Here is a 21,958-nt window from a genome sequence, read left to right as displayed (position 1 = left end):
CCACCTGATCCGGCCCTCGTCTGATCGACGAGGGCCGGATCAGGTACATCACCATTATGTGATCGGTATCAACGAGGAGATTTCTCATGGTTCACAAAGTCTTGTCGGAACAGGGCGCGGGTGGCATAACCACCACCGCGATCAGGATCCGCGAGTCCGGCATCGAGCGCCGCGCTCGGTTTCGCGGTCGCGCCGAACCACTGAGTTTACTCGTGGCCCTCGCCGTTCTTATCAGTGTGTTTTCCCTGCTCAATGAACGTTTTCTGACCGCGTCCAACATTCAGAACGTACTCACCCAGTCCGCCATCCCCTTGATTGTGGCCGTGGGCGCGACTTTAGTTATACTCCTCGGCTCCATCGACTTGTCCGTGGAGGGAGTCATGGGGGCAACCGGGATGACCTGGATACTCCTCAGTAATAACTCGCGCGGGGGAGCGGACCTGGGGCCGTGGGCTTGGGTTATCGCCCTCGGCGTGGCACTCCTGCTCGGAGTCGCCAGCGGTCTCATCTTCACCGCACTGAAGGTTCCCTCATTTATCGTCACTCTGGGGATGTGGTACGTCGGGCTAGGAATCGCCACCATGCTCTACGGAACCGACCTTCTCCCTCGTCTCGAGGATGAAGGACTCAAGGGCTGGACCTCGCGAATTAGTTTTGGTCTTCCTAACTCCTTTTGGGTGGCGCTGCTCGTCATCGGTCTGGGCATACTCGTTCTGCGCAGCACCCGGATCGGCCGCGTGACCCTTGCCATTGGAAACAGCGAGACGATCGTTCGCTCGGCGGGCCTTCCCGCTTTCCCTGTGAAGGTCGCCGTCTTTGCCATCGCCGCTGTGCTGAGTGGGCTCGGCGGTATCCTCGCCACTGTTCAACTCGACATCGGGTCGCCCACAGTCGGCTCCGGGGTGCTCTTCATCGTCATCCCTGCAGTTGTCATCGGAGGAACTCACCTCGCCGGCGGAAAAGGGGGGATCCTGCGCACCGTATTGGGCGTATTCCTCCTGACGATCCTCAACAACGGACTCATCCTCTCCGGTGTTGAGTCGAGCTATCAGTCGGCCGTCACCGGTGCGATTCTGGTCGCAGCCATCGTGTTCGCCGCATGGTCGCAGCGTGACAGATTGCGGGTGGCGAAGTGAGCGACGTGACCACAACTCCTGCAGTGCTTCATCTGAACAATGTCTCCAAAAGCTTCGGATCTAATCGTGCCGTACGTGGAGTGTCCCTGAGTATCCAATCCGGTGAGGTCATTGGACTTATCGGCGAGAACGGCGCGGGCAAGTCCACGCTGCTGAAGATATTGTCAGGCAACTATCGGCACGATGAAGGGACAATCGCGGTCAACGGACGCGAAGTCCAGTTCCGCGGGCCAGCTGATGCCCTACGCGTGGGGATCGGGGTCGTTCACCAAGAGCAATCACTATTCACGAACCTCACTATTGCCGAAAATATTGAGGTGAACACCCCAAGCGGCCGGGGCGGTGTCAACCGGCTGGGGCTCTACAACTGGCGACGCCTCTACGCGGACGCGGCACAGGCTCTCGACCTGATCGGATCGCACTTGAATCCGAAGACGCGGGTCAGCGACCTGTCGTTCGTTGATCGCCAGATGGTCGAGATCGCACGAGCAATCCGGGTGAGTGCCGCCAGTCACACGACTCCTCTGGTGATCCTCGACGAACCGACCGCGATTTTGGAGAGGACGGAGACCGCGATCCTGGAGAGGGAAATCTCCAAGCTTCGCGACATCGGCTCGGTGATCTTCGTCTCGCACCGACTCGACGAGGTGATGCGGATTTGCGATCGCGTCGTGGTCATGCGTGACGGTGAATTGATCGCCGACCGCGCCGTCGATGACGTAACCGAAGAGGAACTATTCCGTCTCATGGTCGGTCGGGAAACTCACGCTGCCGTTCGAAGCCGGCGCAGTATCGATCCGGCGAATAGTCCAGTGATCTCGATCCACGACCTCACCCGGGCAGGCTCCTACGCGGATGTGTCGATCGATGCCTACCCCGGCCGAATCCTGGCCATTCTGGGTACCAGCGGCTCCGGCCGCGAGTCCGTGGCGCGAGCGATATTCGGGGCCGAAGGCTTCGATTCCGGATCGGTCTCGATCGCGGGTTATTCCGGGCGCCAGTTGTCCATCAAGAAGGCCGTTGCTCTTGGTGTGGGCTACGTCCCCGCGGAGCGCAAGACAGAGGGAATGGTGGGGGAAATGCCGGCGGATCAAAACATCACGCTCACGCATCCCGGCTCCGCGGCCCTCGGGCCGTTCGAGCTTCCCGGGCGCAGGCTGTCTCTGGCACGTGCGTGGTTTGAGAAGCTCGATATTCGGCCTCGCGAGCCGGAGCACATGCTGCAGGACTTTTCCGGCGGTAACCAGCAGAAGGTCGTCCTCGCCAAGTGGTTGAACTCCGCGCATCTGAAGGCTCTCGTGCTGGACCATCCGCTTCGAGGTCTCGACCCGGGCGCGGCCGAAACAGTGAATGCGCAGATTCGGTCGGTATGCGATGAAGGAACCGCGATCATCCTCATTCCCGACACGATCGATGAGGCGCTAGACATCGCCGACGACATCGTGGTGATGCGAGACGGCCGGATCTCAGGCGTCTTCGACCTCGGGCACGACAATCCCGCGACCCTGGACCTGCTCGAAAGGATGCTGTGATGACCAAGATTGACAGCGAGAGAACGAAGGTCGCCGTCCCTGCCCGCGGAAAGTTGCCGTCCGTGAAGCGCATCGGAGGCTGGCATGCGATTGGCCCAATCGTCATCTTCCTCGCGATACTCGTCGTCGTTGCCATCCTCACGCCAGCCTTCATCGGGAGCGGAGGACTGGCGATAATCGCGTCGTCGTCGGCCCCTATTCTTTTGCTGGCACTGGGGCAGGCAATGGTGCTCAACGTCGGGTCGATTGACCTGTCGAATGCCGCGATTGGCTTGCTGGGAGCAATCCTGCTCGCGCTCACACTCGGGCCCGTAGCGGGATTATCGCCGGTAATCGTGCTCCTGGCCACCACCGCTTTCGGAGCCGTGAACGGTTTGATCGTCGCCTACGCGCAGGTACCGTCCTTCGCCCTGACACTCGGCACGCTGGGAATCTTTCAAGCAGTCGCGCTCGTGGCCAGCGGCCGCACGACCGTCTACGTCGCCAGCAACGGGGAGGGCGTTCACGCGCTGTACGAAAGCGGAATCGCGAATGTGCCGATGACATTCTGGATGGGCGTGCTTCTTGCGGTCTCCCTCTGGGTGCTTTTGCGTTATACCCGCATCGGCCGCGGAATGACGGCCGTCGGCAAGAACGAGTCGGCCGCGATCTTCTCTGCGGTTCGAACCCGGTCCCTCAAGGTGCTGGCCTTCGCTCTCTCGGGGTTCGCCGCCGGACTCGCCGGCATCGCGATCATCGCGCAGGCGGGGTCCGCGTCTCCCACCGGGCTGGGCAGCGACCTGCTGCTTCCCGCCATCGCTGCAGCTCTGATCGGAGGAACGTCGATCTCCGGAGGTGTCGTCAATCCGCTCACAGTAATTTTCGGAGCGTTGACCGTTGCCCTGGTTCCTATCGCGACGACCGCCGTCGGCATCGACGCCCAGGCCCAGAGCTTGGTCTATGGCGCGGTCATCATCGGGGTAGTTGCCCTCACTATGTCGCGCAACAAATCAAGCATTGTCAAGTAACAAACGAGAGGGATCACATATGTCTGCAGTGGACGTCATGGAAGCGATTAACTCTGGCGTGCTCAGAGACCTCGAACCCCGCGAGGTATTCCAATTCTTCGAAGTGCTCACGAGCATCCCGCGAGGGTCAGGGAACGAGGAACAGGTCGCCAACTGGGTCGTGGATTTCGCCCGAACGCTCGGACTCGAGGCGACCCAGGATGACCTGCACTGCGTACTCGTTAAAAAGCCAGGGCAGGGAGGCCTGGAGAATGCAGCCCCGCTCATTTTGCACGGCCACCTGGATATGGTCTGCGAAAAGGCCGAAGGTGTCGAATTCGACTTCGTGAACCAACCGTTGAGCCTTGTCGTCGACGGCGAGTACATCTCGGCAACGGGAACGTCTCTGGGGGCGGACAACGGAATCGGAGTGTCCTACATCCTCGCACTGCTGGAATCGAAGGACATTCCTCATCCGCCGCTGGAGGCAGTACTCACAGCCATGGAAGAGAAGGGGAAGGTGGGCGCCGGACAGTTCGACGTCACGCAACTCGCTGGGCGGCGCATGATTGACTTCAACTGGATAACCGACGAAGAGATCCTCGCGGGGTGTAGCGGGGACGTGACGTTCACAATCGATGTCCCGGGGGAGTTCGAACCAATACCGGATACCTTGACCCGCGCGCGCTCGCTGGAGGTGCGCGGGCTCAACGGTGGTCACTGCGAATTCGACATCCAGTTGGAGCGGGCGAACGCCCTGCAGGTGCTGGCCCGCGCGGTCCACAGGCTGTCCGGTGAGCATGAGGTGCGCATTGCCGATCCGTTTGGCGGTGCCCAAAATAGTGCGATCCCGGCCGATGCATCCGCTGTCATCGTCTTTAATGACGCGGACACGGATTCGATCGAGGCTCTCATCGCCGAGCTCGATGTACATCTCAAGAGTGAATACCAGATTTCTGACCCCGCCATTCGCGTCGAACTGAAGAACGCGATACGTCCTAATGTCGCATTTTCGCGTGCCGCCGGACTCAGGCTCATGACCGTTTTGCGGCTTATCCCGCAGGGGGTGGTCAGCTGGAATCTGCACGTCCCCGGTCGTGTGGAAACGTCGAACAATGTCGGAACGTTGCGACCGACGGCTGACGGTGCACGGATCATGTCGACGGTCACGTCGGCCCTGACCACGAGGAAACACGAGTTGATCGAGCGTGTACAAGCGCTCGTGGCGCTCGCCGGCGGTGGTGTCGTCTGTGAGCTCTACGGCCTCGACGCGCCGGAGTTCCCGTATCGTCCGCAATCCCAACTCCTGGCCACGGCATCTGCGGCCTACCGCGACGTGCTCGGCAAGGAGCCCAACGTCGAGGTGTCTCAGTGCTCACTTGAGCTCGGTATGTTCAGCAGAAGGGTGCCCGTCGCCGATATCATCTCGATCGGCACCGAGCTTCAGGCCCTGCATTCTTCCGCGGAGAGGGTGAATCACAAGTCAGTGGAACGTGTCTGGCCGCTGATCAAGATGGTCGTTTCGCGACTGGGATAGGCAGAGGCGGGAAGCCGACAGGTGGAACGGCACGAGAAAACCCCATATGAAATCCCCGCGCCCCTGCCGGACATACCTCAGTATGAGAGTTGTGACGGACACCGACACCAACCGCGAGAAGCGGATGCGCCACCTCGTCGCACTCGTCATCGACCCGGTGAGCCGCTACCTGCACCGCCGTACCGACGCTGCGACGGCCGACGACGTGATCGGCGACACCCTGCTGGTGTGCTGGCGCCGCCTTGAGGAAGTGCCCGACGACGCCCTGCCGTGGGCGATCGTCGTCGCGCGGCAGTGCCTCAGCAACGCCCGACGTGCCGAGCGTCGCCGCACCCGTCTCATCGGCCGCATCATCGCTATCGACCCGCCACCGGCCGCTGCGGACGAGAGCCCCGCCGCATCCACCGTCGATGGCACAGCCAAGGCGGCCCGCGTGACCGCAGCCCTTGCTGGCCTGCGTCGAAACGACGCCGAGATACTGCGGCTGTGGGCGTGGGACGAATTAACGAGCCCACAACTTGCCGTTGTGCTCGGCATCAGCGCAAACGCAGCGGCTATCCGACTTCACCGTGCAAAGGCGCGACTCAAGCAGGAGCTATTGAAATCCGGCAACCCGGCCGGACATATAACTTATGACGAAGGGAGCGAAGATGCACGACGATGACCGTGCGCTGCGCGATCAGCTGCGCGCCGCCGATCCGGCCCGCGGGCTGCCCCCTGCCTCGCCGACGTGGCTCGACCACAGAATGGAGCAGATCATGACCGACGAGTCTTCCAGCACCAGGATCGTCACCCCCGAGGCGCCGCGACGCGACTTTCGGCGGTGGAGGCCGGTAATCGGTGTCGCCGCCGGCCTCGCCCTCGCCGCCGCAATCGTCGCGCCCCTCGTGCTCGGCGGTGCGGAACCCACCGTCGAGACGCTGCAGCCTCCCATCGGTGGAGGCCTCGCGAGCGGCAGCTGCCTCGTGCTCGAGCCGGCGACCGTCGCGGCGCAGCAGCAGGCGTTCGCCGCGACGGTGCTGCAGATCCAGGGCGAGACCATTTTGTTGGGGGTCACGGAGCGCTTCACCGGCGACGTCGCCGACCGGGTGGAAGTAGCCCAAGTCGATGCGGTGGCCTCCGACTTCTCGGGCGTGCCCTTCGAGGTCGGCCAGAGCTACCTCGTCGGCGCAGTCGATGGAACGATCAGCGGCTGCGGCGTGACCGGGGCCGACAGCACCGAGCTCCGCGCGGTTTACGACGCAGCGTTCCCCGGCTGATCCAGGCCCGCAAAGCGGCCGGTGGCAATAGTGCGTGAAATCGTCCCCTCTGGTATCGGAAACGCCACGGTGGTCAGTGCGACCGCTGTGCGAGCGCCGTCGAACGCCGCATGGACGGGGCGCCCAGCGCAACATCCGCTGACCTGGGTCAGGTTGACGTGCCGTGGCTGGTTCGAGACGATCCGGCGAGCAACCTGTTCTGTGTGTTGAAACCACTCTCGGTCTGTCAGCAGAGCGCCGACGTTTCGGCCTCACGAGGCCGATTGCAATTAATACCAACCCCGCCGTGCTAGCCCAGATCCGTCTCCGTCCGTATGCTTCGAGGATGACAGACTTCAGTACAGGCGACCGGGTGAGTTGGGCGACATCTCAAGGACGAACTCAGGGGGAGGTAGTCGAGAAGAAGACGAGCGATTTCGACTTTGCGGGCCAAACGTTTCACGCCTCAAAAGATGAGCCGGCGTTTATCGTGAAATCTGAAAAGACGGATGCCGAAGCCGCGCACAAGGCCAGCGCCCTTCGCAAGCTGTCGCCTCGTTAGAACCAAGGGAGTGCCAGGAACCAGCCCTGGCGTTTCGGGCGTCGGCGCATCGGTTGGCGCGCACGGTCGATTTCTGCACGGAATGTTATTGCGCACACCGGTCGGTGACGCACTTTCAGGCTATTTCGGCCGCGTAAGGTTCTTGCGCCACGCCGAAAAACTCTGGACAGAGCCGGCGTGAGGTTGGGCAAGCCAGGGCCATGGATGAAGCTCCACCGCGGTCCCGGCGTATTTCTCGAAGCTCGGAACCGGAGCCCAGGTGATCGCGGCGCTGAGTTCTGGAGCGATTCGTCTCGGGTCTCCGAGATGTACGATTACCTCGCGCCGCGCAGCCAGGTCCTGCAGTGTCTCGACGAAAAATACCAATCTTTTGCTCGACAGCTGAAGTCTTTCAAGGGCTGGTTCGTCAAAGATAAAGACGGCCGGCAGCTGGGGATGCGCAAGAAGAGCGGGATCCGCATCGCCCAGCGATTCCACCGTGAGCAAGACCGATTTCGGCGTGGAGCGCTCGACGACCGTGGTGGGACCTTGGGTGGTTGCAAGATCGTCGTCCCGCACGAGCAGCGGAGTCGGATTCAAAACTGGGTGCAGATCTCGGTCTGCAGGAAAGTTTTGAATCGGGCAGTTGCGGTTGAGGGGGCACGCCGCGCACAATTGAGGCGCGCGTTTCTCGACCTGCCAACGCGCGAATCCATAGGGTTTGCTGGAGCCTGCGCCAACCGTCCATTGCCACCCGAGCAGGTTGGCCGCGCGAGAACCGTCTAACAGATGGCGATGAAAATACTCCTGACCGGCCACCCAGCCTGCTCCGGATCGCACCGTGTACTGCGAGGCGAGCCACATACGAGACTGGTTCACCAGCCAGCCGTCCGTCTCCAAACTCGAGAGCGCCCAGTCGACGCAGGCCATTTCGCGCGGCCAGGCCGCTGGCGCAAATCCCCCCGACCATGCAACGTCAAACCGCAAATTGCGATGCAGGTGCATGCCAACACGAGCATATAAATGTCGGGCATACTCCTGCCAGAACAATTCGTCACGGAATTTGGAGACATCCGGTGCCGGACCTCCGGCGGCTGCATTCCAGACTTCCCGCAAAGGAAGCAACCCGTGGCGAATGTAGGGCGACAACAGGGAGGCGCCGCGACCCGATGCCGGAAGTACCCGGTTGCGTGTCGCGGCATACCCTGTCACGTCAAACGCGGCGAGCGCAGCATCCGCCGCCGTTTGGCCGCCGCGGATGTCGGGACTTGCCCTGATTCGATCACTCACGAGGTGCGACAGGTGTCGATCGACAACGTCTTCGGCGGAGATACCAGCAAGATCAATGATCACCGGGTCATCATAACGCCGGCCGATATAAAGCTGCAGGACACGTTCGTAATCATCCGTACCCGGTGCCTGGGTACAGATTTGACGCAGCGACACCCGTCACTCGAGGGGGGGCGCGCCTTCCCCGGACACGATACTGCGGATGACGGCGATCGGCAGTTTGGGCTTCCTATTCGCGTCGGTCAGCCCGTTCGTCTCCTGCATGGTGTCCGTTAGCTGGGTGTAACAGAAGCCGGAGAGTATCGGGTTGTCCCGAAGACTGCCGACGAGACCTGAGACTCGACTTTCGAAGTCCTCATAGCTCGTTGCTGTCGTGTAGCCCCAGGAATCAGCGGCAGCGTCCGGCGCGAAGCTGACCCCGCCGAATTCAGTGACCATAATCGACTGACCCTCGATCTCCCGGGGGATGAGCTGGAGGCGGCGGCCGGCCGGGCCCATACCCGCAACGAGGGTACGGATGGCGTCGATGTCCCGGTAGTTGGTATCGAGCTGTTCGGCCGTACCGGCGTAGTCATGGATCGTAAGGATGTCAGAAATCGCGTGCTCCCAGCCATCATTGGAGATGACGGGGCGGCTCGGATCGAGCGATCGGGTCAGATGGTAGAGCGACTGGGCGAAGCTCATCTGGGCGTCGTCATGTGCGATCTGTTGAACGCCCCAACTCTCATTGAGGGGAACCCAAGTGACTATTGACGGATGTGATCGGTCACGGCGCACCACATCGGTCCATTCGCGGGTGACTCGCGACACTGCCTCCGAAGAGAACTCGTAGGTGCTCCCCATTTCACCCCAAATGAGAAGTCCGAGCCGATCCGCCCAATAAAGAAATCGGGGGTCCTCGACCTTTTCGTGAATTCTTGCGGCGTTGAACCCGAGGGCCTTGATGAGCTCCACCTCGGCGCGCAGGGCTTCGGCTGAAGGGGCAGCGAGGTGCGACTGTGGCCAGTATCCCTGCTCGAGCACCGATCGTACGAAATAGGGTCGGTCATTGAGCAGGAACCTACCGCCCGCGACGCTGGCGCTGCGTAACCCAAAATACGAGTAAGAATCGTCGAGAATGCTCCCGTCGTCAGCAATGATTGACACATGCGCGTCAATAAGTCGCGGGTTTTCCGGCGACCACAACAGAGTCTCAAAGGCCTGGCCGTTTGACTGTCGCGCAATCTGAATGGTTGCCAGAGAGCGCAGCTCCAGGGTCAAGAAGGACTGCCTCGCAAGGATTTCGCCCGCGATGGACAGTTCCACCTGCATGCTTACACCGCTCGCCGGTCGTCGGCTCAGGCCCACCTCGATCTCAACGTTCCCAGCCTGCGCATTCGGGGTCCAATTCAGTGCTTCGATGCGCTGGACTGGCACAGACTCGAGCCAGACCGGTTGCCAAATGCCCGTCGTACGGTGGTACCAAATCACGTGCGGCTCTTCAAGCCAATCCTGTTTGCCGCGCGGCTGAGCGACGTCGTGAGGGTCATCCTCAGCACGAACCACGAGCACGCAGTCCTTTTGGAGCGTCAGCGCTTCGGTGACGTCAAAGGAGAACGGCGTCTGGCCGCCCTCGTGTGACCCAAGGAACTGGCCGTCGATCCATACAGATGCGCGGTAGTCAACAGCCCCAAAATGCAGTATCACCCGGTCACGCTCTAAAGAACGACCGCTCGCGGCCACGTCTTCTGCGCTGATGACGCGCGAGTACCAGACCACGGGGTGGAAGCCAGGGTCGCTGATTCCGGACAACTCTGACTCGGGGGGGAATGGAACGGTGATGACCTGGCTCAGGTGCGAAGCATTTGCGAACCAGCGCTCGTTCCTGCCAATGTCCCGGTCGTCGTGTTCGAATGCCCACTCGCCGGCCAGGTCGTGCCAAGTCTGGCGAACAAGTTGGGGGCGGGGGTACACGCCACCCTGGGCACTGGCAGAAAACCGGAGAGAACGCGACATACCGCAATCATGCCGTCAAATTACAGCGCTGTAAAGTTTTGCGTGATTGGAGACGCTAGGGACTGTGTGGAGCGCTCTCGCGCACTGCGAGCGAATGCCCCACGATCACGTGCCGGCCAACGCCTCGATATCCAGCAATTCGTTCCTCGAGGAGATCGAAGGCAGCCGCGACAAGTTCGGTCTTCTTTGGCGCCACCGAGGTGAGCGTCGGGGAGGTGTATGCACCCAGGAAGGTGTTGTCCCAGCCGACCACGGCTACATCACCGGGTACCGATCGCCCGGAATCATGGAGGGCCTTCAGTGCGCCGATCGCGAACCGGTCGTCGCGACAGACCACGCCGTCGAAACGCACCCCGCGCTCGATCGCCTCAGCGACTGAACGAAGGCCGGCCTCCGCCGTGAATTCCAGCGCAGTGAAGACGAGCTCGGGATCCAATCGAACCCCTGCCTCCAGCAGGCCCTGTTGGTAGCCAAGAAGACGCTGATTAGTCGAACCAGTGATGTCGGCCGCGATGACTCCGAGGAAGGCAATGCGACGGCATCCGCTTGCCAAAAGATGCCGAGTAGCATCGAGGGCGGCCGAGACGTTGTCGATCATCACGTGGTCGGTCATAACGGGCATGGCGGCCTCGCCCAGTAAAACCAGGGAAGTGCCAGCATCGAGCTTGGCAATGTCAAGCGTTTCCATGCGGACGGGGTGAAAGATCACGCCGTCGACCAGCCCCGCTTCGCGATCGATGAGTACCGCTCGCTCTAAATCAGGATCGCTCAACGTCTGCTCGATGATGACGCGGTATCCCCGCCGGGTTGCTTCCTCGGCCATGTGGCGTGAAAGCTCCGAAAAGTACGGGTGGTCGATTTCAGGGATGGCCAGGGCGATCATTCCGGTTTTCCCGGTAGCCAAGCGCCGTGCCGTCAGGTTGGGGCGATACCCGAGCTGGTCGATGGCGGCTTGCACCTTCTCGCGAAGGGCTGGAGCCACGTGGGGATAGCTGTGAACGACGTTCGAGACGGTCTTCATGGACACGCCTGCAAGTTCCGCAACGTCGATGAGTCGAATTCTTGCCATGTTTGTCCCGTCCAGTCCGGTCCGGTCCATCCTAGGGCGACTGCAGCTGGCGCTGGAAACGGCACGTGGGTCGGATTTGCTAAACATATATACAAATATTTTTCTAGCGCTGTACATTAGCTGTAGGCACTTGTTTGACGCACCGTGACGTGCGGGGAGAATGAGGCCGGCTTTGCGCATGGGTCGCGGAGCGATGTTTTCAATGAGGAGGACGAACGATCATGAAGCAGAAAGACTTCTCCGGGCGGCGAGTACTGGGGGTCACCGCTCTCGGTGCCGCACTTGTGCTGGTTCTCGCCGGATGCTCCGCGGGCGGAACCGACCAGGCGGCAAGTGAGCCCTTCACCGGTGAATACGCCGGACCTGAAGTCGAGCTGTCCTACTGGAACGGATTCACCGGCGGTGATGGCCCGTTCATGGAAACGATGGTCTCCGACTTCAACGCGGAGCACGACAACATCAAGGTTGTCTCAAACACGATGCAATGGACTGACTTCTACCAGCGTCTTCCCGCTGCGGTGACCGCTGGAGAGGGCCCGGACGTCGGCGTGATGCACCTGGACCAGCTAGCGACCAATGCCGCGCGAAGCGTCATAGTACCGATCGACGATCTCGCCGAGGAATTGGGTCTGACGTCGGATGACTTCACCGAGGAAGTCTGGGATGCCGGCGTCTATAAAGACGCCCGATACGGTATCCCGCTCGACGTGCACTCCCTAGCCATGTACTACAACACCGAACATTTCGCCGCCGCGGGGATCACGGAGGCCCCGACCGACGCGGCTTCCTTCCAAGATGCCCTCGACAAGCTTCAGGCAGCTGGCTATGAAACTCCCTTCTGGATGCCGACGAGGTGGCCAAGCCACCTCATGAATCTCTCCTTGCTCTGGCAGAACGGCGGTGAACCGTACGGCGACGACGGAGCAACGTTTGATTCAGCGGCCGGGGTAGAGGCACTTGAATGGCAGCGCTCTGTGGTGGACGACGGTTATAGCCCGAGTGACGTCGCCATCGACTCTCAATACGTCGCTTTCAAGAACGGTGAGACCTCGATTACATGGGACGGCATCTGGCAGATCAACGATCTAGCCGAGTCCGGTCTTCCGTACGAGGTCGCCCCGATTCCCACAATCGGCGAAACAGACGCTGTTTGGGCCAACTCCCATAACTTCTTCCTTCCGCGCCAGAGCAACGCCGACCAGAACAAGGTCGACGCTTCAAAGGTATTCATCGCCTGGATGAGCGAGCAATCGGCCGAGTGGGCAGGCTCGGGCATGATCCCCGCTCGTCAGTCAGTGCGAGATGCAGGTGCCCTCAAGGGGCTCCCGCAGGAAGCAATCGCGGGGACGATCGATTCGATGCGTTTCCTGCCGCCCATTCCCGGGATCGGTGGAGTGCAGGCCGAGACCCTCGAAATCGCCGTCGCCGACGGGGTTCAGGGAACGACGACACCGAGCGAGGCGCTCAAAAAAGCCGCCGACTCGGCGACGCAACTCATGGACGACAACAAAGCCTCGTTCGGGGGCTGACCCATGTCGACCAAGGTAGGTGAGCGCGCACTTCCTACGGGGAGGGCGCGCCGCCCCTCGGCTTCCGAACCGGAGTCGCAGAACAAAAGTGGAATGCGAGCGGGCACTCGGCAACAGGGGATTGCAACACCCTGGCTCTTTCTCGCCCCCTACCTGCTGCTGTTTGGCAGCTTCGTCATCCTCCCGGCAGTTCTAGGGGTGTGGATCAGTCTTCATTCCTGGGACTACACGCTGCCGAACAAACCCTTTGTCGGCCTCGATAACTACGTTGCCTTGTTCTCGCCCGGATCGACGGTTTCTGGCCCGTTCTGGGGATCTATGCGGGCCACCGGAATCTTCACGGTACTCAGCGTGCCGCTGCTCCTGATCGTCCCACTCGCCGTTGCCCTACTCATGAGCAAGAAGTTTCCCGGACGGGACTTTCTCCGAGCTATCTACTTTGCCCCCTACGTACTCGGCGTCGCCGTCATCTCCGTACTCTGGAGATACCTGCTCGACAACAACATCGGACTCGTGAACCACTATCTGGGACTCCTCGGACTCCCGGACGACACCGCGTGGACAACTACGACGCCCGCGGCCTGGGTCGCGCTCGTGGGAGTGACTGTTTGGTGGACGCTCGGATTCAACGCCGTCATCTACCTTGCCGGCCTTCAGGACATCCCGATCGAGCTCTATGAAGCTGCACGTGTTGATGGGGCCGGACCATGGTTGCAGTTTCTGCACGTGACGATCCCCGGGCTCCGGCCCATCCTGTCGTTCATCACGATCATCACCCTCCTCGCATCCGCCAATATGTTCGGTCAGTCATATCTCATGACCCAGGGTGGCCCCGGACGTGAAACGCGCACGGCTATTTATCAGATCGCCGACACAGGTCTACGCAACTTTCAGATGGGCAGCGCAGCAGCGATGAGTTACGTACTAACCATCTTCCTCATGGCCATCAGCGCCTTTGTCTTCTATATCTTTCGCGAGAAACAGCCCAAGAAGCTCGAGAAGGAGGTGCGCTCGTGAGTAATTTCACGAAGACGACGACAACGACGACGACGGTGCGTGCGGGAGCCCGAGCACGCCGGGGGAGTGGCAGCATCACTCGAGTCGTCGTTCTCGGCGCGATCGCGATCGCGTTCATCAGCCCGATCATCTTCATGATCGTGACCAGCCTCAAGACCCGGGCCGACGCGACTGCTATTCCACCGTCGTGGATTCCCAATCCGATTTCTCTGCAGGCTTTTGCGTCTATCCTCGCTCCCGGCACCGCGACACCGGTGCTGCAATGGTTCGCAAACAGCATGGTCGCAGCCGCCCTCAACGCCACGCTGGCCGTCATCACTGCGTCACTCGCGGCGTATCCGCTGGCACGAATGCAGTTTCGCGGCAAGAATTTCGTTTTCGTTATCATCGTCGCGACTCTTCTGGTGCCGCCGGTAATTCTGGTGATTCCCAATTACCTCATCGTGAGTGAACTGGGGTGGCTCAACTCCCTTGTCGCGATCATCATTCCAACGGCGGCATCCGCTTTTGGAGTGTTCTTCATGCGACAGTTCTTCGTGGGCCTGCCGATCGAGTTGGAGGAGGCCGCCCGGCTCGATGGGGCGAACCGATTTGTGATCTTCATGCAAGTGGTTCTACCGCTCGCCAAACCAGCTCTTGCAACACTCGCGCTGCTCGCCTTTCTCGGCAACTGGAATGACTTCCTCTGGCCCGTTTACGTCTTGTTCAGCCCGGAGGTACAAACCCTGCCCGCTGGCCTGTCCACGCTTCAATCCGCAAATGCTGTGCGCTATGACCTACTCATGGCCGGCGCGGTCGTCGCGAGCGTGCCGGTGCTCGCGCTGTTCATCTTTCTCCAGCGCTTCATCATTGAGGGCGTTTCTCGCTCCGGCGTTAAGGGCTAGCACCCCATGAAGTCGACTCGCCGCGCAGCGTTGGCCTGGGTGTCTGCAGCCACTTTGACCGCCTTCGCGGTGACCGGCTGCACGGCGGCTGCAGAGCAATCGGCGCCCCCGGCGCTCGTCACAGCAGGCGCCCCAGTACTCAATGTGAATTTTGCTGACCCCGATGTGGTGGAGGTGGACGGCACGTACTTCGCCTATGCCACCAACGACAGCAACCGCAACGTGCAGGTGGCCTCGTCTACCGATCTTCTCGACTGGAAGGTCCTTCCCGACGCGTTGCCGGAGCTCCCGAGCTGGATCATTCCGGGGAAGACCTGGGCACCCGAAGTAACACGACTCACCGATGACTCCTTCGTTATGTACTTCACGGCGACGAATTTTGCGCCAACCCTGCAGTGCATCGGTGTTGCCACAGCCACCGATCCAGCCGGACCATTCACCGTTCAGGGCGACGCCATGATCGTGTGTCCAGAAGACCAAGGCGGTGCAATCGATGCAAGCACCGTCGTCATCGACGACGTCCTGTATCTCGTCTGGAAAAATGACGGGAACTGTTGCGAACTCGACACGTGGATTCAAGCGGCTACGCTCTCTCCGAATGGACGTAGCCTCACGAGCGATCCCATCAGGATCCTGAAGCAAACCGAAGACTGGGAAGGCAACCTTATCGAGGCTCCGACCATTGTGGCTCGAGGTTCAGGACTTGTGATGCTCTACTCCGCGAACTCCTACGGAGATGATCAGTACGCCGTCGGTGCGGCAACGGCTGCCTCAATCGACGGCCCGTGGACCAAGGAGATTGGCCCCATCCTCTCGACCGACACCTCGGGGGGTCTCTATCGCGGGCCTGGTGGCCAAGACCTGGTCATGGACGTGGGTGGTAAGGATTACATCGTTTTCCATGCGTGGGACAAGGACTACACATACCGCGCATTGCACGTTGCTGAGGCTGATTGGGACGCCGACATTCCTCGGGTCGTGATCCCCGACTAAGCAATTCGACCCCAACTGAATGGTGCCCCATGGGAAATTCTGTCTCGCGCAGGCCGCTGTCGGGAACACAATTCGTTCTCGAGGCTAACGGCTACACCGCCTCGATCGCGAGCATCGGCGCGAGCATTCGATCGCTCCAGTATCACGGGCGAAACCTCATCGTGCCGTTCGACGCCGACCAGGTGCGACCGTTCTTTCGCGGCGCCATCCTGGCACCGTGGCCGAACCGAGTCGTTGATGGAAGGTACACATTCGGTGGCATCGAGCAACAGCTGAGTATTACCGAGCCGTCAAGGGGACACGCACTCCACGGACTCGCGTCCTGGCTGGACTTTGCTGTGGTGAGGCAGACGACCCGTCGGCTGGTTGTCGAAGCAACTATCGAGGCGCAACCTGGATACCCGCACCGGGTGACACTGGAGGTGGCTTTTGCCCTTGACGCTGGGGGCCTTCGAACGACTGTGACGGCAATGAATGCCGGCTCAAATGCTGCCCCGTTTGGTATTGCTCCGCACCCCTACCTTGTCGCCGGCGACGGCCGTGTCAACGACTGGACGCTCGAACTCCCAGCCAGGAAAATACTGACCGTGACTCCTGAACGTCTCATTCCCCTTCGCCTTCGTGACGTCAACGAAAGTGATCTCGCCGTATTTGATTTTCGCGCGCCACGGACGATCAATGACACCTTCATGGACCATGCCTTCACGAGTCTGGACCGGGACGACGAAGGCAACGCGACAGTTCGAGTGACGACAAGCGCGGGTAGTGGAGTGGCACTGGCGTGGGCTGGCGAATGCCCCTGGGTGCAAGTGCACACGGCTGACCAACCCGAACCCTCGATTGACAGAATCGGACTCGCCGTCGAACCAATGACCTGCCCCCCGGATGCTTTCAACTCCGGGGTGAACCTGAACGTCCTTCAGCCAGGAGACTCGGCAGGCGCTTCGTGGACGATTCAAGCCATCGACTAGTTAGGTAACGGTAACGCCGCACCACCGCCGACCACAGAATCAGGCGTCTTTCAAGTCGATGCCTTTCGTTTCCTTCATGATGAAACAGGCGATCCCTGTGCACGCGCAGAGAACAATGATGTACACGCTGGAGAGCCAGCCAACATCCAGCGAGTTGAGGAGGGCGTTTAAGTAGGGAGCGGTGCCGCCGAACACGGCCACTGAAATGGAATAGGCGAAACCGATGGCCCGGGTACGAATTCTGGTCGGAAAATTCTCGGAGAGAATGGCCGAGAGCAAAGCTCCGGGGATGGCGACGATCACTAAAGCGATCGCCGAGGCGAGCAGGAGCGTCCACCCCGCCGAAGTGATCATGGCAGTCAGGGGGAGGGAAAGCGCGATCATGAGTACGGCGAAGATCAGCATCATCGGGCGCCGACCGACTCGGTCGGAAATCCACCCCCAGAGCGGCAGGGTTGCCAGGGCGATCAACTGGGCCGTCAGGGTCATCCAGAAAGCGGTGCCCGAGTCCATGCCTTTTTGGGTGATTGCGTAGGTGGAGGCGTACGAGGTCCAGGTGTAATGGGCCGCTGTCACCCCGGAAGTCATGGCGATCATCAGCACGATTGTTCGGGCAACCTGAGCTTTCGGCAGCGGGGCCGGCTTTTCGGCTCCGGTCGTGTGTTCGTCGAAGACCTCGCTCTCACCCATGTTGCGTCGCATGTAAAGAGCTGCAAGGGCGAGGAAAGCGCCGAGGATGAACGGGATGCGCCATCCCCAAGCCGCGACACTGTCGTCGGGCATGATGCTGGTCACCCCGCCGGCGACACCATAGGCCAATACCGACCCGCCGAAGATAGCGATGAAGACGGCACTGCCCCAGAGCCCGCGATGGCGTCGCGGCGCAATCTCGGCTACGTAGGTATAAGCGGTCGCGGTTTCTCCGCCGTGCGCAAACCCTTGGATGACCCTGACCATGAGCAGCAGGAGTGACGCCCAGGCGCCGGCATTCTGATATGTCGGCATCACAGCCATGGCCAGGCTTCCGCCAGCCATCATGAGCATTGTCGTGACCAGGACGAATTTGCGTCCGCGCCGGTCGGCGACCAGGCCGAAGACGATGCCGCCGAGCGGTCGCATCAGGAAGCCGACGGCGAATACTCCCAGGGTGGAGAGGAGTCCGGAGATGGGATCCTCGGGGTTGAACATAGCAGCGGCGATGAACGGCGCAAAGACCGCGTAGGCGCTCCACTCATACCATTCGAGAACGTTGCCGAGAGTGCTGGCGATCAGGTCCCGCCGTTTCGACCGTTCGGTGACGCCGCTGGCTTCTCGGGCTGTGTCGTTGTCGGTCTCGTCGATCTGGGTCATCAGAAAAGGCTCCTTTGCCTCAAGATATTCACGTCATCGCACCCAAGCGGGATGTCGATGGGTCGCAAGTCGGAAATTATGTCGTGCGGGTAGAACCTGGCTCCGGTCTTTCGGCTGAAGTGTCATGAAGAGGCACCGTCCGGCGCGCACGGAGGCAGCTTTCGGCGATTCCGCGGCCCAGTGCGCCCGAGCCGACAACACCCACTGTTTTGATTCTTGATATTCCGGTTCGGGGCGTCATGCCTCGTACCTCCTGATCAGAGCGGCGAGTGCCTGGCCGCCGCCGATGCAGAGCGTGACGATGCCATATTCCGTGCCGGTGCGCTGCAAATGCCGGGCGGCGCGGAGGGTCAAAATGGCGCCGGTCGCTCCGATCGGGTGACCCATAGAGATGGCCCCGCCGTAGGGGTTCGTCTTTTCTGGATCAAGTTTCAGGTCGCGGATGACGGCGACGGACTGGGCCGCGAAGGCTTCGTTCAGCTCGACGATCTCAATGTCTGCCGGACTGAGTCCGGTCTCGTCAAAGAGTTTTCGCAGCGCCAGGGCCGGGGCATAACCCATCAGCGCCGGATCGATCCCGGCCGTCGCGACATATTCCAGAGTGGCCAGGCCACCGAGTCCTCGGTCGCGGGCGGTGCTGTCCTTCATCAAAATAACGGCTGCTGCGCCATCGTTGATTCCCGATGAGTTGCCGGCGGTTACGCTTCCCCCCGTCTGAAACGCCGGGCGGAGCCCCTGCAGCGTCTCGAGGGTAGTGTGCGGGCGCGGCGCCTCATCGACGGTCACCGTCACCGGCTTTTTCCCCGGAACCAGAACCGGTGTGATTTCCGCAAGAAATACCGCCTGAGCTTCCGCGGTGCCTGCTCGGCGTTGGCTTTCGCAGGCAAACTCATCCTGCTCCCGCCGAGACACCCCGTATTTTTTGGCCACATTTTCGGCCGTGACACCCATATGTTTTTCGCTGAACGGGTCGATGAGCATGGCCAGCGTGCCGTCCACCTGGGTGCGGTCGCCCAGCCGGGCATTGCCGCGGGCGTTGTAATCCAGGAAGGGCATCCGGGACATCGATTCATCGCCGCCGGCCAGGATAACGTCGGCTCCACCCCAGCGCAGCTGCTGCGCAGCCGACCAGATGGCCTGCAGTCCGCTACCGCAGAGCCTGTTCACGGTGAAGGCGGGGGTGCGCTCGGGCACGCCGGCTGCCAGAGCGACGCGGCGGGCGTTGTAGGCATCCGCACCGGCTTGGCCGACGCAGCCCATGATGACCTCGTCGATGTCGTCCGCAGTAACGCCGCTGCGTGCCATTGCCGCGGCCGCAGCAATGGCGCCCAGCTGGTGTGCTGGCACGGCCGCCAGGGCCCCGTTGTATTTCCCGACGGGCGTTCTGGCTCCGTCAACGATGACTATCTTCTGCTGTGACACTGCAATCTCGTTTCTCTGACGTGCCGGGCAATGGCGTGAAAGGGTTCAGGATGCGACGGTCGACCCGACGCCGGCAAATTGCCGGGCACCGTCCAGCAGCCTCGGGATGCCTTCTTCCAACGAGGGGCCGAAGCCGGTGTCGCCCGGTCGTTCACCCTTGAGCCAGCGGGTGTAAATGGCCTCGCAGAAGATGGATGCCTTCCACAGTGCCAGCGTCTGGTACCAGGGCAGCACGTCCAAGTCCACATGCATCCGCTCGCGGTACCGCGAAATGAGCTGTTCGCGGGTGAGGTATCCGGGTTCGCGGGTCACTGTGGTCAATTCGAGCGGCGTAGAAAAACTTCCCGGTTCCGAATAGGTTGCCGTGAGATAACCGAGATCCGCCAACGGGTCACCCACCGTGGCCATTTCCCAGTCCAGGATGGCCATCACGCGTGCCGGGGACGACGGTTCGAACATCAGGTTGCCGGCCCGGAAGTCACCGTGGATCACCGTGGCGGCCTGGCTGGTGGGAATATTGCGTTCCAGCCAGCCGCCGATGCTGAGGACCTCGGGCAGATTCCGGGTGGTGTTCACCTCCCACAGGGCGGAAAATCGCTGGACCTGTCGCTTCAGGTAGCCTTCCGGGCGTCCGAACGCGGCCAGTTCTCCAGCGGAAACATCCACCTGATGTAGCTGAACCAGGGTGTCGACAACGGCGGCGCTGGTCGCCTTGCGCTGCGCCGTGGTGCTGAGGTAGTCAGGGATTCGATCGGTGATAACGGTGCCGCCGAGGAAAGACATGATGTAGAAGGGAACGCCGAGAAGCGACTCGTCGTCACAAATTGCGAGAATTTCGGGAACCGGCACCCCCTGTTTTCTGACCAGCTGTTGGATCCGAGCCTCACGAACCATGTCGTGGGTGGATCGCGGCAGGGGCGGACGGGGGCCGCGGCGCAACACAAACACCTCGGTGCCGCGCTGGAGACGGTAGGTGACATTGGACTGCCCGTCACCGATTCGACACCAGGACAGCGGCCCGATACCGAGCCCTTTGGCATCCATGAACTCTTCGACCGCGTCGAGAATGAGAAGCGGCGGCAAACCCAGCCGCGCTGCGTCGGCGTAGTTGGCGACGACTTCGACACCGTCGGGCATGGTGCGCATCACCGGATTCCTGCCAGCGCGGTGTCGAGATCAGTGGCGTGCAGGTCGGTACTGCCCGCGGCAGCGCCGTGCTGATCGGAGCTGTGCAGATCGGAGCCGTGCACGTCGGCCAGGTACGGCTCTCCTTCGTCGACGGCTCGCTTTCGCGCCGCCGATGCGCGCCGGGAAATGGCCCATTTGTGGGTCTCGTTGGCGCCGTCGTAAATCCGAAACGGTCGCACCTCGTTTAGGTAGGCAGCCAGGGGAAGCCCGTCCGAAACCCCGTCGCCACCGCAGAGCTGGATGGCGCGGTCGACCACCCGGAAGATCGCCTCCGAGCAGTGCACCTTTGCGATGGAGGACATCGCGGATCCTGCCCGTGGATCCGTTTCGAGCAGCGCGGCGGTCTTATCGATGATGGCGTCGGAGGTTTCGATGTCGATCACGGACTGGGCGATCAGTTCCTGGGCAAGGCCCAGGTTCTTCATCGGGGAGCCGAACATTTCGCGGCGCTCGATTCGGTCCAGGGCAATGTCCAGCGAGCGCCGGGCCAGTCCGAGCCAGCGCATGCAGTGGGTGAGACGTGCTGGGCCGAGGCGCACTTGGGCATATGTGAAGCCGAGCCCGACGGCCCCCAGTACCGCGTCATCCGCTACAAAGCAGTCTTCAAGATAAATGTGGGGATGGCCGCCAGCGATGGCACGGTCCATGGTGTGGATGTTTTCACCGAGCCGGATGCCTGGGTTGTCGAAATCGACCAGAAACATGGTGGCACCGGTCGGGGCGTCTTCGACGGCCTCGGTGTGGGCCATCACGATGCAGAAGGCTGCGCCGTCGGCGCCGCTGGTGAATCGTTTGTGACCATTGATGGACCATCCGCCGTCGACCTTTGTGGCCTCGGTGAGCAGGGCGGCCGGATCTGAACCGGCGCCAGGGTGTGGTTCGGTCATTCCGAAGCAGGACCGTGACGTGCCGGCGGCCAGGGGCACAAGGTAGCGCTGTTTCTGCGCCTCCGTGGCGATTAGGTTCAGCATGTGCATATTGCCCTCGTCCGGCGCCATGCAGTTGAGCGCGGACGCGCCGATCGGGGAATATCCGGCCTCTTGAAAGATCGCGGACCAGTGCTGGATGGGGACGCCCTGGCCGCCGAATTCCTGAGGTACGTGCGGAGCGAAGACATTGGCGGCCTTCGCTGCCGCCTGTAGTCGGTCGCGGGTGGACTGGGCCAGGCGCTCGCCCGGCCGTGGCTCGGCGGGAATAACCGTGCTGCGGATGAATTCGCGGGTGCGGATGCGCAAATCTTCGATGTCGGCGGGCAGTGACTCGGTGCTCATTGTTCTATT

20 protein-coding genes are annotated in these 21,958 nt (G+C 61.5%); 12 read left to right on the top strand and 8 right to left on the bottom strand.

The annotated features are described in order from the left end of the window. Positions 1-86: 86 nt before the first annotated feature. The 7 genes from CXY83_RS04020 to CXY83_RS03990 all read left to right on the top strand — a co-directional run bounded on the left by CXY83_RS04020 (position 87) and on the right by CXY83_RS03990 (position 6,991). Positions 87-1,136, top strand: coding sequence for an ABC transporter permease (locus CXY83_RS04020; protein ID WP_104196114.1), 1,050 nt, complete (start codon positions 87-89; stop codon positions 1,134-1,136). Between the two features lie 5 nt (positions 1,137-1,141). Then, complete coding sequence (locus CXY83_RS04015) at positions 1,142-2,668, top strand: sugar ABC transporter ATP-binding protein (protein ID WP_158251825.1); 1,527 nt, start codon at positions 1,142-1,144, stop codon at positions 2,666-2,668. Continuing rightward, positions 2,668-3,675: an ABC transporter permease gene (locus CXY83_RS04010; protein ID WP_104196112.1), complete on the top strand. Its 1,008-nt coding sequence runs from the start codon at positions 2,668-2,670 to the stop codon at positions 3,673-3,675. The genes CXY83_RS04015 and CXY83_RS04010 overlap by 1 nt, the downstream gene beginning before the upstream one ends. 19 nt (positions 3,676-3,694) lie before the next feature. Continuing rightward, positions 3,695-5,191, top strand: a complete 1,497-nt coding sequence (gene pepD / locus CXY83_RS04005; protein WP_104196111.1) for a beta-Ala-His dipeptidase — start codon at positions 3,695-3,697, stop codon at positions 5,189-5,191. A 91-nt stretch (positions 5,192-5,282) separates the two neighbouring features. Further along, on the top strand, positions 5,283-5,855 hold the full coding sequence (locus tag CXY83_RS04000) for an RNA polymerase sigma factor (RefSeq protein ID WP_199184879.1): 573 nt from the start codon (positions 5,283-5,285) through the stop codon (positions 5,853-5,855). Beyond that, positions 5,842-6,450, top strand: a complete 609-nt coding sequence (locus CXY83_RS03995; RefSeq protein ID WP_104196109.1) for a hypothetical protein — start codon at positions 5,842-5,844, stop codon at positions 6,448-6,450. The genes CXY83_RS04000 and CXY83_RS03995 overlap by 14 nt, the downstream gene beginning before the upstream one ends. A 325-nt stretch (positions 6,451-6,775) precedes the next feature. After that, positions 6,776-6,991 carry a DUF2945 domain-containing protein gene (locus tag CXY83_RS03990; protein ID WP_104196145.1) on the top strand — a complete coding sequence of 72 codons (216 nt, stop codon included), beginning with the start codon at positions 6,776-6,778 and terminating at the stop codon, positions 6,989-6,991. A 120-nt stretch (positions 6,992-7,111) separates the two neighbouring features. Here the strand turns inward: CXY83_RS03990 and CXY83_RS03985 are convergent, their stop codons facing one another. From CXY83_RS03985 to CXY83_RS03975, 3 genes are read right to left on the bottom strand one after another with little or no spacing between them, the layout of a single operon-like run. After that, a complete protein-coding gene (locus CXY83_RS03985) occupies positions 7,112-8,416 on the bottom strand; it encodes an FAD-binding domain-containing protein (protein WP_199184878.1) in 1,305 nt (434 codons plus the stop codon). A 3-nt stretch (positions 8,417-8,419) separates the two neighbouring features. Next, positions 8,420-10,255 (bottom strand): glycoside hydrolase family 2 protein, encoded by a 1,836-nt coding sequence (locus CXY83_RS03980; protein WP_104196108.1) that lies wholly within the window; start codon positions 10,253-10,255, stop codon positions 8,420-8,422. 55 nt (positions 10,256-10,310) lie between these two features. Continuing rightward, positions 10,311-11,324, bottom strand: a complete 1,014-nt coding sequence (locus CXY83_RS03975) for a LacI family DNA-binding transcriptional regulator (protein ID WP_104196107.1) — start codon at positions 11,322-11,324, stop codon at positions 10,311-10,313. Between the two features lie 221 nt (positions 11,325-11,545). On the opposite strand from CXY83_RS03975, the gene CXY83_RS03970 reads away from it, so the two are divergent. The 5 genes from CXY83_RS03970 (at position 11,546) to CXY83_RS03950 (ending at position 16,718) form a co-directional block, all read left to right on the top strand. Beyond that, positions 11,546-12,853, top strand: a complete 1,308-nt coding sequence (locus CXY83_RS03970; RefSeq protein ID WP_104196106.1) for an ABC transporter substrate-binding protein — start codon at positions 11,546-11,548, stop codon at positions 12,851-12,853. 93 nt (positions 12,854-12,946) lie between these two features. Then, positions 12,947-13,870, top strand: coding sequence for a carbohydrate ABC transporter permease (locus tag CXY83_RS03965; protein WP_104196105.1), 924 nt, complete (start codon positions 12,947-12,949; stop codon positions 13,868-13,870). Continuing rightward, a complete protein-coding gene (locus tag CXY83_RS03960) occupies positions 13,867-14,754 on the top strand; it encodes a carbohydrate ABC transporter permease (protein WP_233200563.1) in 888 nt (295 codons plus the stop codon). Before CXY83_RS03965 ends, CXY83_RS03960 begins: the two co-directional genes overlap by 4 nt. Positions 14,755-14,760: 6 nt before the next feature. After that, entirely contained in the window at positions 14,761-15,747 is a 987-nt protein-coding gene (locus CXY83_RS03955) for a glycoside hydrolase family 43 protein (protein ID WP_104196104.1), read from the top strand. A 29-nt stretch (positions 15,748-15,776) separates the two neighbouring features. After that, positions 15,777-16,718 (top strand): aldose 1-epimerase family protein, encoded by a 942-nt coding sequence (locus CXY83_RS03950; RefSeq protein ID WP_104196103.1) that lies wholly within the window; start codon positions 15,777-15,779, stop codon positions 16,716-16,718. Between the two features lie 39 nt (positions 16,719-16,757). On the opposite strand, the gene CXY83_RS03945 is transcribed toward CXY83_RS03950, so the two are convergent. From CXY83_RS03945 to CXY83_RS03930, 5 genes are all read right to left on the bottom strand, one after another. After that, entirely contained in the window at positions 16,758-18,068 is a 1,311-nt protein-coding gene (locus CXY83_RS03945; protein WP_104196102.1) for an MFS transporter, read from the bottom strand. 76 nt (positions 18,069-18,144) lie between these two features. After that, the gene (locus CXY83_RS18525; protein ID WP_134571678.1) at positions 18,145-18,309 is read right to left on the bottom strand and encodes a 3-hydroxyacyl-CoA dehydrogenase NAD-binding domain-containing protein; all 165 of its coding nucleotides are present in this window, start codon (positions 18,307-18,309) and stop codon (positions 18,145-18,147) included. Beyond that, positions 18,306-19,490, bottom strand: a complete 1,185-nt coding sequence (locus CXY83_RS03940; protein WP_104196101.1) for a thiolase family protein — start codon at positions 19,488-19,490, stop codon at positions 18,306-18,308. The genes CXY83_RS18525 and CXY83_RS03940 overlap by 4 nt, the downstream gene beginning before the upstream one ends. A gap of 45 nt (positions 19,491-19,535) precedes the next feature. After that, positions 19,536-20,636: a phosphotransferase family protein gene (locus tag CXY83_RS03935; RefSeq protein ID WP_199184876.1), complete on the bottom strand. Its 1,101-nt coding sequence runs from the start codon at positions 20,634-20,636 to the stop codon at positions 19,536-19,538. Next, positions 20,636-21,949 (bottom strand): acyl-CoA dehydrogenase family protein, encoded by a 1,314-nt coding sequence (locus CXY83_RS03930; protein ID WP_104196099.1) that lies wholly within the window; start codon positions 21,947-21,949, stop codon positions 20,636-20,638. Before CXY83_RS03930 ends, CXY83_RS03935 begins: the two co-directional genes overlap by 1 nt. Positions 21,950-21,958: the final 9 nt, after the last annotated feature.

Source organism: Cryobacterium sp. M15, assembly GCF_002929675.1.
GTDB classification, from domain to species: domain Bacteria; phylum Actinomycetota; class Actinomycetes; order Actinomycetales; family Microbacteriaceae; genus Cryobacterium; species Cryobacterium lyxosi.
The sequence above is the reverse complement of the archived record's forward strand: the minus strand, read 5'-3'. Positions and strand labels throughout refer to the sequence as shown.